Source organism: Salegentibacter sp. T436 (assembly GCF_001932675.1).
GTDB lineage: Bacteria > Bacteroidota > Bacteroidia > Flavobacteriales > Flavobacteriaceae > Salegentibacter > Salegentibacter agarivorans.
The window spans coordinates 1,274,114-1,289,113 of record NZ_CP012872.1 but is presented as its reverse complement, the minus strand read 5'-3'; the positions used below and the strand labels follow the sequence as shown (position 1 = coordinate 1,289,113).

Annotated in this window: 11 protein-coding genes and 1 pseudogene; all 12 read right to left on the bottom strand. The window is 38.5% G+C overall.

Annotated elements, in window-relative coordinates; all coding sequences use genetic code 11:
• Window positions 1–39: 39 nt before the first annotated feature.
• Entirely contained in the window at window positions 40–621 is a 582-nt protein-coding gene (ruvA, locus tag AO058_RS05715) for a Holliday junction branch migration protein RuvA (protein WP_075325653.1), read from the bottom strand.
• Between the two features lie 171 nt (window positions 622–792).
• Window positions 793–3,079: pseudogene (locus tag AO058_RS05710) on the bottom strand (NADP-dependent malic enzyme).
• Window positions 3,080–3,289: 210 nt separating this feature from the next.
• On the bottom strand, window positions 3,290–4,219 hold the full coding sequence (gene queG / locus AO058_RS05705) for a tRNA epoxyqueuosine(34) reductase QueG (protein ID WP_075325652.1): 930 nt from the start codon (window positions 4,217–4,219) through the stop codon (window positions 3,290–3,292).
• Window positions 4,220–4,323: 104 nt separating this feature from the next.
• The gene (locus AO058_RS05700; RefSeq protein ID WP_075325651.1) at window positions 4,324–4,806 is read right to left on the bottom strand and encodes a nuclear transport factor 2 family protein; all 483 of its coding nucleotides are present in this window, start codon (window positions 4,804–4,806) and stop codon (window positions 4,324–4,326) included.
• Window positions 4,807–5,046: 240 nt separating this feature from the next.
• Window positions 5,047–6,381 carry a cytochrome P450 gene (locus AO058_RS05695; protein WP_075325650.1) on the bottom strand — a complete coding sequence of 445 codons (1,335 nt, stop codon included), beginning with the start codon at window positions 6,379–6,381 and terminating at the stop codon, window positions 5,047–5,049.
• Window positions 6,382–6,384: 3 nt separating this feature from the next.
• Entirely contained in the window at window positions 6,385–7,413 is a 1,029-nt protein-coding gene (ruvB, locus tag AO058_RS05690) for a Holliday junction branch migration DNA helicase RuvB (protein ID WP_075325649.1), read from the bottom strand.
• Window positions 7,414–7,583: 170 nt separating this feature from the next.
• The gene (locus tag AO058_RS05685; protein ID WP_075325648.1) at window positions 7,584–9,410 is read right to left on the bottom strand and encodes a cytochrome c oxidase subunit I; all 1,827 of its coding nucleotides are present in this window, start codon (window positions 9,408–9,410) and stop codon (window positions 7,584–7,586) included.
• Window positions 9,411–9,437: 27 nt separating this feature from the next.
• Window positions 9,438–10,505, bottom strand: a complete 1,068-nt coding sequence (locus AO058_RS05680) for a cytochrome c oxidase subunit II (protein ID WP_075325647.1) — start codon at window positions 10,503–10,505, stop codon at window positions 9,438–9,440.
• 35 nt (window positions 10,506–10,540) lie between these two features.
• Window positions 10,541–11,914 carry a quinol:cytochrome C oxidoreductase gene (locus AO058_RS05675; protein ID WP_075325646.1) on the bottom strand — a complete coding sequence of 458 codons (1,374 nt, stop codon included), beginning with the start codon at window positions 11,912–11,914 and terminating at the stop codon, window positions 10,541–10,543.
• A 25-nt stretch (window positions 11,915–11,939) separates the two neighbouring features.
• A complete protein-coding gene (locus AO058_RS05670) occupies window positions 11,940–12,641 on the bottom strand; it encodes a c-type cytochrome (RefSeq protein ID WP_075325645.1) in 702 nt (233 codons plus the stop codon).
• Between the two features lie 5 nt (window positions 12,642–12,646).
• Entirely contained in the window at window positions 12,647–13,174 is a 528-nt protein-coding gene (locus AO058_RS05665; protein ID WP_075325644.1) for a DUF3341 domain-containing protein, read from the bottom strand.
• 5 nt (window positions 13,175–13,179) lie between these two features.
• Window positions 13,180–14,988 (bottom strand): NrfD/PsrC family molybdoenzyme membrane anchor subunit, encoded by a 1,809-nt coding sequence (gene nrfD / locus AO058_RS05660; RefSeq protein WP_075325643.1) that lies wholly within the window; start codon window positions 14,986–14,988, stop codon window positions 13,180–13,182.
• Window positions 14,989–15,000 lie beyond the last annotated feature (12 nt).

Here is a 15,000-nt window from a genome sequence, read left to right as displayed (position 1 = left end):
ACCGAAGTTGACAATTTCCAGTAATTGTGCCTCAATTCTTTACAAATTTTTAAGAGCCATTTTTATAATAGATTCTACGGTAGGGCTGTTAGAATCTTTCATTATCTTATCTACTACCCTTGTAGCCTGCTTTCTTGCGAAGCCGAGAGTCTCTAATGCAGATAACGCTTCTTCTTTTATAGTATTGTCCTGAGGAACAAAAACTTCGTCTTCCCCATAGACTTTCAATATTTTATCTTTTAGGTCCAAAATTACGCGCTGTGCGGTTTTAGCACCAATTCCTTTTACACTTTGTATGGTGGGAACATCGCCATTTGCAATAGCATCTTTAACCTGGTTGGGTTCTAAAGAAGATAACATTGTCCTGGCCGTACTGGTACCCACACCCGAAACCGAAATTAGCAGCCTAAAAATATCCCTTTCAGACTTTTGATAAAAACCATAAAGCGTATGGGAATCTTCCTTAACGTGTAAATGGGTATAAATACTTATATTTTCTGAATCTGGTATGAGAGAAAAAGTATGAAGAGAAATATTGACCATGTACCCCACGCCGTTGCAAGCGATTACTATGTAGGTAGGATTCTTCTCTATTAATTGCCCCTTAAGATGATGAATCATAAAATTTTAAACTTAACGAGCCAAATGTAGTAAATAAAAGTTAAGCCCGAAATCTTTGCTTCGGGCTTAACTACTGTATATGCAACTTATTTTACTCGATAAGCGAATTTAAAAATCCTTCGGACTTACCTCAAAATTGAAATAATTCAACTTATGTACAAATTTGTAAACTTACTTCTTTTGTTTTTTTTCTTTTTCCTGTGCATCAACTACAGTTACAGCAGTCATATTCACAATTTCTTCTACACTTGCGCCAAGCTGAAGAATATGAACTGGCCTACGCATTCCCATCATAATCGGGCCAATAGAATCTACCTTGTTAAGTTCTTTAATTAGCTTATAAGTACTGTTGGCTGAATCAAGATTAGGATAAATTAAAGTATTTACTTTTTTTCCCGCTAATTTTGAAAATGGGAACTTATTTTGAAGCATTTCACGGTTAAGCGCAAAATCGGCCTGCAACTCTCCATCTACATTTAATTCAGGATGATTACGGTGTAAATAAGAAACAGCTTCTTTCACTTTTGTAGCACGCGGATCTTTAGATGAACCAAAATTGGCATAAGACATCATAGCAACTACCGGTTCTAAACCAAATAATTGCACAGTTCTCGCCGTCATTTGGGCAATTTTAGCAAGATCTTTTGCCGGCGGATCTATATTAATAGAAGTATCACTTATAAAAAGAGGACCTCTAGACGTATTCATAAGGTTGGTGGCGGCTACACGGGTAACTCCCGGAGCCATACCAATAAGTTCCAGCATAGGTTTTACTACTGCCGGGTAGGCCCTGGAATATCCTGAAAGCAAGCCATCGGCATCACCTTCGTTAACCATCATGGCGGCAAAATAATTACGTTCCCGCATTAGTTTTTCGGCATCATAAAGCGTTACACCGCTACGGTTTCTCGTCTTCCAATAAACCTGCGCGTAAGCTTTTCTATGCTCTTCTTCCTCATCAGATTTTGGATCTATAATAGCAACTTCTTCGTGGAAGTCTATTTCTGCCATTAATTCTTCAATAAGCTTTCGGCGGCCCAGTAAAATTGGAATAGCGATTCCTTCATCGTGCACAATTTGTGCTGCTTTAAGCACATCAAGATGATCAGCTTCAGCAAAAACAATTCGTTTAGGATTCATTTTTGCACGGTTTAGCAACAACCTTGTGATCTTGTTATCACTGCCCATTCTTTCAAGCAGTTCTTCTTCATACCTATCCCAATCCTGAATAGGTTGTCTCGCCACACCGCTTTCCATTGCAGCTCTGGCCACTGCCGGTGGCACTTTAGCAATTAAACGCGGATCAAATGGCTTTGGAATAATATAATCTGAACCAAAATTTAAACGGGTTTCTCCATAAGCGATGTTCACCTGCTCGGGTACGGGTTCCTTGGCCATTTCGGCTAAAGCTTTTACCGCGGCCATTTTCATTTCCTCGTTAATCTTTGTGGCCCTAACATCTAAGGCTCCCCTGAAAATAAACGGAAATCCAAGTACATTATTCACCTGGTTGGGGTGGTCACTTCTTCCCGTAGCCATAATAATATCCTTACGGGTATCCATTGCCAGTTGATAATCAATCTCGGGATTTGGATTGGCCATGGCAAAAACGATAGGGCGTTTCGCCATACTTTTTAGCATCTCTGGAGAAACAATATCGGCGATAGAAAGGCCAACAAATACATCGGCATCTTTCATGGCTTCCTCCAGGGTATCTATTTTCCTGGAAGTAGCAAACTCTATTTTTTCTTCAGACAGGTTTGGACGATCTTTTCTAATTACGCCCTTGCTATCTGTCATTATAATATTTTCAGCTTTTGCTCCAAAAGCTTTATAAAGTTTAGTACATGAAACCGCTGCCGCACCGGCACCGCTTATCACGATCTTCACTTTTTCCATCTTTTTCTTAGCAAGCTCCAGTGCATTTAGTAAAGCCGCAGCCGAAATGATGGCTGTCCCGTGCTGGTCGTCATGCATTACGGGAATATCCAGCTCAGCTTTTAATCGCTTTTCTATCTCAAAAGCTTCGGGAGCTTTAATATCTTCAAGGTTAATTCCGCCAAAAGTTGGAGCGATATTTTTAACCGTTTCAATGAATTTATCTACATCTTTAGTATCTACTTCAATATCAAAAACATCAATATCGGCAAAAATCTTAAAGAGCAAACCTTTACCCTCCATAACCGGCTTAGAGGCTTCTGGACCAATGTCTCCAAGACCTAAAACAGCGGTTCCATTAGAGATAACGGCAACAAGGTTTCCTTTGGTAGTATATTTATAAGCGTTTTCTTTATCTTTTTCTATCTCCAGGCAAGGTTCTGCCACCCCAGGGGAATATGCCAGGGAAAGATCTCTTTGTGTTGCATACTTTTTTTGTAGGTACTACCTCTATTTTCCCGGGCTTGGGTTTGGCATGGTAAACCAGTGCTTCTCTTCTTTTTCTAGGATTATTGCTCATAATTTAATTTTTCTACTTACTACAAAGGTAGCAAGCTTGGTTTCAATATTGAACTCTAGCGGAAAAAAGAAAACTTAAAATTCAGAAAATTGACGGATTATTTTATCTCCCGTATTTTAATGAAAATTTAATAAAAGAGGAGCTGTTTTAGCCTGAAAAGCTTATAAATTTTAATGATTCTTGCAGTTTACTGAGGTTAAAACTTTAATATTATTTGCTTATAAATTCAATATTTCGCTTTAACCCTTCAAATTTTGTTCTTTTCACAGCCGATTTTCTAAAGATCTCATTAAAAGTTTCTTTGGTAAGTTCTTCCCAGCCCTGTTTATCTTTTTCTAATAATTCTGGATGCGGATTAAGCAATGGTTCGTTGTGAGGTTTTGAAAAACGGTTCCACGGGCAAACATCCTGGCAAATATCGCAGCCAAACATCCAGTCTTCAAACTGGTTTTTATAGGAGTTAGGCAGTTCATCTTTTAGCTCTATCGTGAAATACGAGATACATTTACTCCCATCTACTTTGTAAGGTTCAACAATAGCATCGGTTGGGCAGGCGTCTATGCAGGCGGTACAGCTTCCGCAGTGATCGGTAACCGGAGTATCGTATTCCAACTCGAGATCTACAATCAATTCAGCTATAAAATAGAAAGAACCGGTTTGTTTGGAAAGTAAATTGGAGTGTTTTCCAATCCAGCCGAGTCCGCTTTTAGCAGCCCAAACTTTATCCATAACCGGCGCTGAATCTACAAAAGCCCGCCCATCAATCTCTCCAATTTCATCTTGCATAAACTGCAATAGTTGCTTCAGTTTATCTTTAATTACAAAATGATAATCCCGGCCATATGCGTATTTGCTAATTTTATAAGAATCGTTCCTCTGGGTTTCTTCAGGATAATAATTCAGCAAAAGTGAAATCACACTTTTAGAACCCTCTACGAGTTTTGTAGGATCCAAACGCTTATCAAAGTTATTCTCCATCCAGCGCATTTCGCCGTGACGATTTTTCTTGAGAAATTCTTCAAGGCGCGGCGCTTCCTTTTCAAGGAATTCTGCTTTAGAAATTCCACAAGATAAAAATCCGAGGCGTTCGGCTTCGGATTTTATCAACTTTGTGTAAGCTTCCTTCAGAGTATCCTTCATAGTTTTACAAAGATGCGATTTTTAAAACATTTGAAGGATTTAAAAACCAAGAGCTCTGGAAACAATAATATATCCTGGCTCTGAAAAAAATATGGAATATTTGCCTATGGTGTGTTTTCGGCTAGAGGAGCCATATGCTCATGGGTAATTTTCCAGCCATCACTGGTTTTAATAAAAAGTAAAGTTCCCTGCATCTTAAAATCATAAGCTTCTTCGCCCCTTTCAAATTTGAAATTGGCATGGAAAGTTACATTAGCTACGTCACCACCATATATATGGATTTCCAGATCTTCCCAATCCCACTTTTCAACTGCAGTAATGGTTCCAAGAAAATTTCGTTCGAATTCATCATTTTCTTCAGGCCCCTGTCTTTTTCCGCCATCCTGGAATTCGGTAAATTTTGGCCCGTAGGCGTGCATCGAGACTAATTTGTCAGTATCATTATTTCGTATGCTTTGCTCTATCTCCTCAAGAGCATACTTCACTTCCTCCTTTTCTTGCGCATATTCCTTACTCAGATCAGTTTGGCAGTAAGCCGAGCTGCATCCAAAAAGTAAGGCAATTAGAATAAACATTTTAGCTTTCATGACACTTAGTTTTAAGGTTACATTTTTTTCAAACACATTGATACTTAATGTACAACCATTTGATTTACAAAATAATAAGGGTTTACAGGGGTTTTTAAGATGTTTCCCGAGAGATCTCTCGGAACAATAGTTTTTTAGAAAACTTAAGGGCGCTCAGTAAGAATTAAAAGGAAATAATGATTGTTTATTGATCTAAAGTCAGGTCAATAATAAAGTAGATGGTTTTAGCGGAATATAAAATCAGGATCTTGATTGAAATTTTAGAATAGCATTTTTTGGTTTGAGCGTTATAAGTGGCTTAATATCGATCTCATCAAAACCAGGAACTATTTTATACTGGCTTACTAATTCGGTAACTGCAATGATCATCTCGAACATGGCAAAGTTATTACCTATACATTTCCTGGGGCCGGCGCCAAACGGGAAATACTGAGATGAATATTTTCTTCCTCCCTCAGCGAAGCGTTCCGGCTTAAAAGCATCGGGATCTTCCCATAAGTCAGGATGACGATGAACCTCATGAATGGAAAACAATAAATTAGATCCAGGCTGAAAATATTTTCCCTCGAATTCATCTTCTTCCAGGTTAACCCGATCTATAAAATATGCCGGCGGATATAGTCTCATAGACTCTTCAATCACCTGTTGGGTAATCTGGCATTTGATCACATAACTCATTAAGTCCAGATCCTGTTCCTTTAAAGAAGAAATTTCTTCATAGATCTTCTCCTGCCATTCCGGATTTAACGCCAGCAATTGAGCCGTAAAGGTTAGTGAGTTGGAAGTAGTCTCATGACCGGCAGTAAAAAGTATTAGAATCTCATCAATAAGTTGCTCCTCATCCATAAAATTCCCGTCATCATACTTTGCTTCCAGCAGCATATCTAGAAGATCATCATATTTTTCATTTGACTCTCTTCTTTCCTGAACAATCTTTCTTAGAATGTTCCGGGCTTCGGCAGTAAGTTTAAGATAACTATCAATCTTCCCGCTTGCTTTAAACCACCATCCCAAATAGGGCTGGCGTAGTTCCTTAACAAGCATTTTCTGGGTCTCTTCTGTAATATATTGCAACCTATTGATCTCTTCCTGATTCGCAGCACTGCTAAACAAAGATTTAACCACGGTTTGAAAAGCAAGATCATTATAAATAGGAAAAATATCCAGTTCTTCATTTACTGTAATCTTTTTATATTCCAATAATATTGCCTGCTTTATGGAATCAAGCAGATTAGCAAGTTGTTTTTTATGAAATGCAGGCTGAATTAGCTTTCGTTGTTTTTTCCAGTGTTCGCCTTCTGAAGTAAGCAATCCTTTTCCAACATATTTAACCAGATCTTTAGTCTGGATCTCAGACTTCACGAAGTTCTTCTGATTCTTTTGAAGTACATATTCCACCAGTCCCGCATCCCTGGAAAATATTACTGATTTATTAAATCCAATATTTAACCGAAATGTATCTCCTTTCTTCTGAAAATTATTATGGTGAAAAGGCAGAGGATTCTTTAAAATATTGGCGGAATGCTTTAGGAATTTCAGTAAAGATACTTCAGGTATTTTGCCATCTTCAGTCATAAATTACTGATTAAAAAGTCCGCCCTGAATATCTCCTTTTACCCTGCCCAAATGTTTGTAAGCAGCTTCGGTAACTTCCCTCCCTCTTGGGGTTCTATAAATAAATCCCTGTTGGATAAGAAAAGGTTCGTAAACCTCTTCAATAGTTTCAGCACTTTCGCTTACCGCGGTAGATAAAGTAGTTAAACCAACCGGGCCACCTTTAAATTTATCAATAATGGTTTCCAGGATCTTATTATCCATTTCATCCAGACCGTGGGCATCTACATTTAAAGCTTTTAGACCGTATTTAGCGATTTCCATATCAATCTTTCCATTGCCTTTAATTTGGGCAAAATCCCGAACACGACGAAGTAATGCATTCGCAATTCGAGGTGTTCCGCGGCTTCTCCCTGCAATCTCTATAGCAGCATCAAGGCAAATAGGCACACGAAGAATTTCTGAACTACGTTGAACAATATCTGAAAGCAATTCTGTTGAATAATATTGTAAGCGACTGGAAATACCAAAACGCGCCCGCATAGGCGCTGTTAGCAAGCCAGAGCGTGTGGTGGCTCCTATTAGGGTAAATGGGTTTAGATTAATTTGAACCGTCCTGGCGTTAGGTCCAGATTCAATCATAATATCTATTCGGTAATCTTCCATTGCTGAATAAAGATATTCTTCAACAACCGGACTTAACCTATGAATTTCGTCTATAAAAAGAATATCGCGTTCTTCAAGGTTTGTGAGTAATCCCGCAAGGTCACCCGGTTTATCCAAAACGGGACCTGAAGTAACTTTAATTCCTACCTCCAATTCATTAGCCAAAATATGCGCTAAAGTAGTTTTCCCCAAGCCGGGAGGACCGTGAAAAAGGGTATGGTCTAAAGCTTCACCGCGTTGGTTTGCAGCTTCCACAAAAACCTTAAGGTTATCCAGAACCTGATCCTGGCCGGCAAAATCATCAAAACTTAAGGGGCGCAATGCCCTTTCGATATCAAATTCTTCAGGAGAAAAATTCTCTCCGCTGGGATCCAGGTTTTCATTCATAAATCAGCAAAATTAAAGATAAGCTAGTTTAACAAAGATAAGTAAAATAGCGCGGGCCAAATTTAAAAGAACTTAAGTTATAAATTCAATTAAAATGTATTTACAAAACCTATAAAAAGTAAAAAACCTCTCCGTTGACGAAGAGGTTTTAAAATTTATTTTATTCAGTTTTAATGATTCAATTCTTCTTCGTGATCCTGAAGCGGAACATTCTGCGGAACAAAATCCTGACCAGGAAGTACGTAATCTGTACCCTCAAGATTCATCTTACTATAATCGTAAGACCAACGGTATACTGAAGGAATTGCACCAGGCCAATTTCCGTGAATATGCTCTACCGGAGTAGTCCATTCTAAAGTAGTTGAATTCCAAGGGTTCTGAGTAGCTTTTTGTCCGAAGAAAATTGAACTAAAGAAGTTATATAGGAATACAACCTGAACACCCGCTGTAATAAGGGCGAAAACAGTGATAATCACGTTAACATCGGCAAGGTCATCAAAGTATGGAAATGCCGTGTTTGTATAATATCGTCTTGGTAAACCTGCAAGACCTATAAAGTGCATTGGGAAAAATACCCCGTAAGCACCCACTGCGGTTATCCAGAAGTGAACATAACCAAGGTTCTTGTTCATCATGCGGCCAAACATCTTAGGGAACCAGTGGTAAACCCCGGCTAAAAGACCGTAGATGGCAGAGATACCCATTACCAGGTGGAAGTGGGCAATTACAAAATATGTATCGTGAACGTTAATATCTAATGTTGAATCTCCAAGGATAATTCCTGTAAGACCACCGGTGATGAATGTTGAAACAAAACCGATTGAAAACAGCATCGCCGGGTTCATTTGCAGGTTACCTTTCCAGAGCGTAGTGATCCAGTTAAAGGCTTTTACTGCAGAAGGAATTGCGATTAATAAGGTTGTAAATGTAAATACAGAACCTAAGAATGGATTCATCCCTGAAACGAACATATGGTGACCCCATACGATTGTAGAAAGGAATGCAATTGCTAAAATTGAAGCAACCATCGCACGATAACCAAAAATTGGTTTACGAGAGTTTGTTGCTAAAACTTCTGAAACAATACCCATTGCAGGTAGAATTACAATATAAACTTCGGGGTGACCTAAGAACCAGAACAAGTGTTCAAATAAAACCGGAGAACCTCCCTGGTGGCTTAACACTTCTCCTTCAAGATAAATATCACTAAGGAAGAAGGAAGTTCCAAAACTTCTATCCATTATAAGTAATAGTGCTGCCGAAAGTAATACCGGGAAGGAAACCACACCAATAATAGCGGTAACAAAAAATGCCCAAATGGTAAGTGGAAGTCTCATCATAGACATTCCTTTGGTTCTAAGATTAAGAACAGTAACAATATAGTTAAGAGAACCTAAAAGTGATGATGCAATAAAGATAGCCATAGAAATTAACCAAAGAGTCATTCCCATTCCTGAACCTCCAATAGCCTGAGGTAGTGCACTAAGCGGCGGATAAATTGTCCACCCGGCAGATGCAGGACCAGATTCTATAAATAATGAACTAAGCATAATCACACAAGAGATAAAAAACAACCAGTATGAAAGCATGTTCATAAAGCCAGAGGCCATATCCCGTGCGCCAATTTGAAGCGGAATTAATAAGTTACTAAACGTACCACTTAAACCGGCAGTTAGTACAAAGAATACCATAATAGTACCGTGAATGGTTACCAAAGCAAGGTAAATAGAAGGAGTCATTACTCCGTCTGGAGCCCATTTATCTCCCAGTAGCCATTCAAAAAGCATAAAAGATTCTTCTGGCCAGGCTAATTGCATACGGAAAAGTACGGACATCATAATCCCTACAATTCCCATTAATATACCTGTAATAAGATATTGCTTGGCAATCATCTTATGATCTGTACTAAATATATATTTAGTAATAAAAGTTTGTTTATGATGATGTCCGTGATCGTCGTGGTGATCGTGAGCCGGTGCTGTTGCTATTGCTGACATATCTAAATTATATTCTTTTTAGTTCTGTTATTCTTGTGATTCCAAAGTTGAAGCAAACGTATCCTGTTTACTCAACCATTCGTTATAATCTTTCTCGCTTTCAACAATAATCTTCATCTGCATATTGTAGTGCGCGTCACCACAAATCTTGTTACAAAGCAGGAAGTAATCAAATTCGTAGGAATCTAATGGCGCTTCTCCTTCTGCCATTAAAGCCTCGCTGTTATCTTTTCTAATTTCATTAATGGTTTTTACTTTATCTACCATATACTCTGAATTCCTCATTTCTTCAGTAGTAATATCTGGAGTAAAAGCAAACTGGGTAACCATACCGGGTACTACGTTCATTTGAGCTCTAAAGTGAGGAAAATAAGCAGAGTGTAATACATCCTGAGATCTAAATTTAAACAATACTTCCTTTCCTACTGGGAGGTGAAGCTCTGTTGTAATCTTATCATCATCTGCATAAGGATCATTCTCATTTAATCCTACAGTGTTTATCCCTTCAATAAAACGCACGTTAGCTTCCCCTAAAGTATTATCTTCTCCAGCGTACCGGGCTTGCCAGCTAAACTGCTTGGCATAGATTTCAACAACAATGGGATCATTATCTTCACTAATATTCATAATATCACTCCAGGTAAATAATCCATAGATTATTAAACCTGCAAGAGTAATTACCGGAATAATAGTCCAGATAAATTCAAGTTTATCGTTATCGGCGAAAAAGAGTGCTCTTTTCCCTTTTTTCCCCTGATATTTATAAGCGAACCAGTGTAGCAAGGCCTGGGTAATAACCTGCACCACCATAATAAGTCCGATGGAAATAAACATTAAAGTATCTACCTGGTTTCCATGTTCTGAAGCAGCTTCTGGAAGGTATAATTTACTCCAATGCCAAAAGCTATAAGCCATACCTACATAGATAAAGATCATAAACCAAAGCATTAGTTTGGCTTGTTGTCTATTATCGTTGTCGTTAGCTATTTCAGAACTCTCGGCTCCCGGCCCCTGAGACATCTGAAAAATCTTAGACATTTGCCAACCGGTAACGGCCAAAAGGGCTAATACTATTATTACTAAAAATACGGTCATTTTATAAGTTCTTCTTTAAACAATCAAATCTTTTATTAATAGTGGAAATGTTCACTTTCCTTTATAAATGGGTTGCGCTTAGCAAGTAACGGAGCTTTAGTTAGCGCGCTAAAGACCACAAAAGTAAACAATCCTCCAAAGAAAAGTACTGCACTTATCTCAGGAATTCCAATAAACCATGATTCTCCCACAGTTGCCGGCATTACCATATTAAATACATCAAGATAATGACCTATAAGTATAACGATACCCGTCATTACCACAAACCAGTTTACTCTCTTATAATCACTATTCATTAATACAAGCAATGGGAATAGGAAGTTTAACACTACCATACCAAAGAATGGTAACCCATAATTTTCAATTCTACTAATAAAGTAAACTACTTCTTCTGGAATATTTGAATACCAAATAAGCATAAATTGTGAGAACCAAAGGTAAGTCCAGAAAATACTTATACCGAACATATATTTGGCCAAATCGTGTATATGGCTATTATTAACAAATGGTAAATAACCTCTTGATTTTAGATAAATACTTACTAAAGCAATTACAGTAATACCTGAAACAAACATACTTGAGAATACATACCATCCAAATAAAGTACTAAACCAGTGCGGATCTAAACTCATAATCCAGTCCCAGCTCATAATAGATTCTGAAATAAGGAAGAATACTAAAAATCCTGCTGCAAGTTTAAAGTTCTTTTTAAAGTAATAGTTATCTGTTGCCTCATCCAATCTTCTTGAGTTTCTTACTAAGAAATGTCTAAATAGGAACCAACCGGCTAAAAATATGGCTGCTCTTATTAAGAAGAACGGTACATTTAAATATGCTGTTTTATTTTGAATAATCTCATCGTGCGCTACAACTTCAGGATCCATCCATACAAATAAATGGTTCAAATGAAAACCGGAAAGCGCTAAAAGTACAAACATGATGATCCCGCCGGGAACAATGTAAGCCGAAATGGCTTCCATAACCCTAAATAAAACCGGAGACCAACCTGACTGCGAAGCATATTGTAAAGCATAAAAAGCTAAAACACCTAAAGAGATCATAAAGAAAAAGAATGCTGCTACATAAATTGCCGCCCAGGGCTTATTCTGCAACTGGTGTAATTTATGCTCAAGATGTTCGGTATCATGAGCGCCTGCTTCTGCAGCGTGATCACCCTCTGCATTTCTACCAGGCTCATCATCTAATAACATCCCGTGTTCTGCTTCAGCGAAGTTAGCTTCCCCTTCTTCAGCATGAGATGTTTCACCGTGATGCTCTTCTGCAGCCATCATTTCCCTAACATCATCCAAATTTGATGGCGCCTGTAAAAACCCAATCACGAGCCCAATGGCACCAACAATCATAAAAATAATTGCTGTTAATTTTAATTTACTGGATAGCGTGTACATATTTATAGATCTAAATGCTTTATTCTTAATTATTGTTTTGCTCGTCAGCGCCGGTTACAGCTCCTTCTCCCTGTACCTCTTCAGCATTTTCCTGAGCTCTTTCTACTTCTACTGGGTTTGCTTCGGCAATAGAGGCTTCTTTTACTTCTTCAAAAGGAATTTCTTCACCACCTTCTAACTCGTTTTTAAGATTCATCACATAATGCGTAATCTTCCAACGTTCTTCTTCACTGGTTTGCGCGGCATAAGAACCCATGGTATTTAATCCGTAGTAGATTACGTGGTAAACACTACCTTCGGTAATAGCTCGCCCGGCATCATCGTAAGCTGGAACCCCAAGTATTTTCTCCCTTTCGGCAAGAATACCCTGGCCATCACCGTTGTCACCGTGACAAACTGCACAATATATGGTATATAATTGTTTTCCTTCATTGAGGTTATCTTCTGTATAAGGTAACGGATTATTAAGGTTGGCTTTGGCATTTGCCATTCCATCTGGGGTATTTTCATAATCGTAAGGCATCCATCCTCTAGGAATAGAACCTTCTACAGGAAGTTTTGCCTCCTGTCCATTTTGAAAAATATCATATTCTCCATACGCCTCATAACCTATAGGCTCATACATATCTGGCATAAACTGGTAATTAGGCTTGTCGCTATCTGCACAAGACATTACAAAGCCCCCAACCAGGAACAATATTATCGCTTTATAGAACAAATTTCTCATTCTGGCTATTTATTATCTATTAATTTAATTTCAGCGGCACCGGTATCGTAAAGGAATTTGGTTAACTCATCTACGTTATGATTTGCTGCATCTATTTCCATCAAGAACATATCATCGGTTGTTCTAACGTCGGGATTTTCAGCTTGTTTAAATGGCCACAATTTACTTCTCATATAAAAAGTAATTACCATAAGGTGAGCTGCAAAAAACACGGTAAGCTCAAACATAATTGGCACAAAGGCCGGCATATTTTCAATAAAACTGAAACTTGGCTTCCCTCCAATATCCTGGGGCCAGTCTTCAATCATTATAAAATTCATCATTGCAACTGCAACTACAAACCCTACTACACCGTATAGAAAAGATGTTATAGCAAGTCTTGTTGGCGCAAGGCCCATAGCTTTATCCAAACCGTGAACAGGCATTGGAGTATAAATTTCACCAATATGATAACGGGCCTCTCTTACCTGCTTTACAGCTTGCAAAAGCAGGTCGTCATCATTATAAATAGCGTGTATAACTTTTGATGCCATCTTAATTACTTATTTTTTAGTTCAGTTGCCTGTGCTACCCAATCTTCACGTTGTGCTGAATTAGGGAAGTTCTCTATTACTTCATCAAGCAATTCAAAATCATCCTGGGTAAGTTTACTTACCTGAACATAGGTATAAAGACCTACCTGATGTAAACGCTGTTCAAGGAAAGGACCTACTGCCTTAAGTTTTTGTAGTTCGTCTGCCGTTTGATTCTCAGGATTAAATGAACCTGTTCTTTCTAACATTTCGTCTATTCTATCCTTCTGAACTTCAGACAGCGTTAATGCATCTGCATTTACCGTTTCATTATGCCCATCATTATCGCCTTCTTTATAAGCATCTTCATCATCCATTTTTTTATCAACCTTATTAGCGATATTCTGTTTAGGCTCACCTACATTTACAGGAGTATAATGTTTAACATCATCTCCATGCTCGGCTCTAAGCTTTTTGTATTTAGATCCAGATGATTTAAGTATAGTTTTTACTTCCGCTTGCGCAATTACAGGGAACGATCTCGCATATAAAAGGAACAATACAAAGAAGAATCCTAAGGTTCCAATAAAAATACCAATATCTACAAAGGTTGGCGAAAACATTGACCAGGAAGATGGAAGGTAATCACGGTGAAGTGAAGTTACAATAATCACAAAACGCTCAAACCACATCCCGATGTTTACCACGATAGAGATAAAGAACGAGAACATAATACTGGTACGTAGTTTCTTAAACCACATAAACTGTGGCGAAAATACGTTGCACGTCATCATTGCCCAATAAGCCCAGGCATAAGGTCCTGTTGCCCGGTTAAGGAACGCATATTGTTCATACTCCACTCCAGAGTACCACGCAATAACAAGCTCGGTAATATAAGCAACACCAACAATAGAACCGGTGATCATAATTACTATGTTCATCAATTCAATATGCTGTATGGTAATATAATGCTCAAGATTAGAAACCTTTCTCATAATAATAAGAAGGGTGTTTACCATTGCAAAACCAGAAAATACCGCTCCTGCAACAAAGTAAGGAGGGAAAATTGTGGTGTGCCATCCCGGAATAACCGATGTAGCAAAGTCAAAAGATACAATAGTGTGTACTGAAAGTACTAATGGAGTTGCCAATCCGGCAAGTACCAAAGAAACTTCCTCAAAACGTTGCCAGTCTTTTGCACGCCCACTCCAACCGAAACTTAAAATTCCGTAGATCTTTTTATTAAAAGGAGTAATTGCCCGGTCACGAATCATCGCAAAATCTGGAAGTAAACCTGTCCACCAGAACACAAGCGAAACCGAAAGATAAGTTGAAATAGCAAATACATCCCAAAGGAGTGGCGAGTTAAAGTTAACCCATAACGAACCAAATTGGTTAGGAATAGGAAGTACCCAATAAGCCAACCAGGGACGACCCATGTGAATTAAAGGAAACAAACCAGCCTGCATTACAGAGAAAATTGTCATCGCCTCTGCAGAGCGGTTAATTGCCATTCTCCATTTTTGCCTGAATAATAAAAGTACAGCCGAAATTAGCGTCCCGGCGTGACCAATACCTACCCACCAAACGAAGTTGGTAATATCCCAGGCCCAGCCTACAGTTTTATTAAGCCCCCAGGTACCAATACCTGTGGAAATAGTGTAAATTATACAACCTACACCCCAAAGAAAGGCAACAAGGGCAATTGAAAAGACAATCCACCAGGATTTATTCGCCCTTCCTTCTACCGGCGCAGCAACATCCACGGTAACGTCGTGGTAGCTTTTATCCCCGGTAACTAAAGGCTTTCGTATAGGTGCTTCGTAATGAGACATATCCTTTTTTAA

Coding starts and splice junctions, on each gene's coding strand:
- ruvA (WP_075325653.1), bottom strand. CDS start 621: ATGATTCATCATCTTAAGGGGCAATTAATAGAGAAGAATCCTACCTAC.
- queG (WP_075325652.1), bottom strand. CDS start 4,219: ATGAAGGATACTCTGAAGGAAGCTTACACAAAGTTGATAAAATCCGAA.
- AO058_RS05700 (WP_075325651.1), bottom strand. CDS start 4,806: ATGAAAGCTAAAATGTTTATTCTAATTGCCTTACTTTTTGGATGCAGC.
- AO058_RS05695 (WP_075325650.1), bottom strand. CDS start 6,381: ATGACTGAAGATGGCAAAATACCTGAAGTATCTTTACTGAAATTCCTA.
- ruvB (WP_075325649.1), bottom strand. CDS start 7,413: ATGAATGAAAACCTGGATCCCAGCGGAGAGAATTTTTCTCCTGAAGAA.
- AO058_RS05685 (WP_075325648.1), bottom strand. CDS start 9,410: ATGTCAGCAATAGCAACAGCACCGGCTCACGATCACCACGACGATCAC.
- AO058_RS05680 (WP_075325647.1), bottom strand. CDS start 10,505: ATGACCGTATTTTTAGTAATAATAGTATTAGCCCTTTTGGCCGTTACC.
- AO058_RS05675 (WP_075325646.1), bottom strand. CDS start 11,914: ATGTACACGCTATCCAGTAAATTAAAATTAACAGCAATTATTTTTATG.
- AO058_RS05670 (WP_075325645.1), bottom strand. CDS start 12,641: ATGAGAAATTTGTTCTATAAAGCGATAATATTGTTCCTGGTTGGGGGC.
- AO058_RS05665 (WP_075325644.1), bottom strand. CDS start 13,174: ATGGCATCAAAAGTTATACACGCTATTTATAATGATGACGACCTGCTT.
- nrfD (WP_075325643.1), bottom strand. CDS start 14,988: ATGTCTCATTACGAAGCACCTATACGAAAGCCTTTAGTTACCGGGGAT.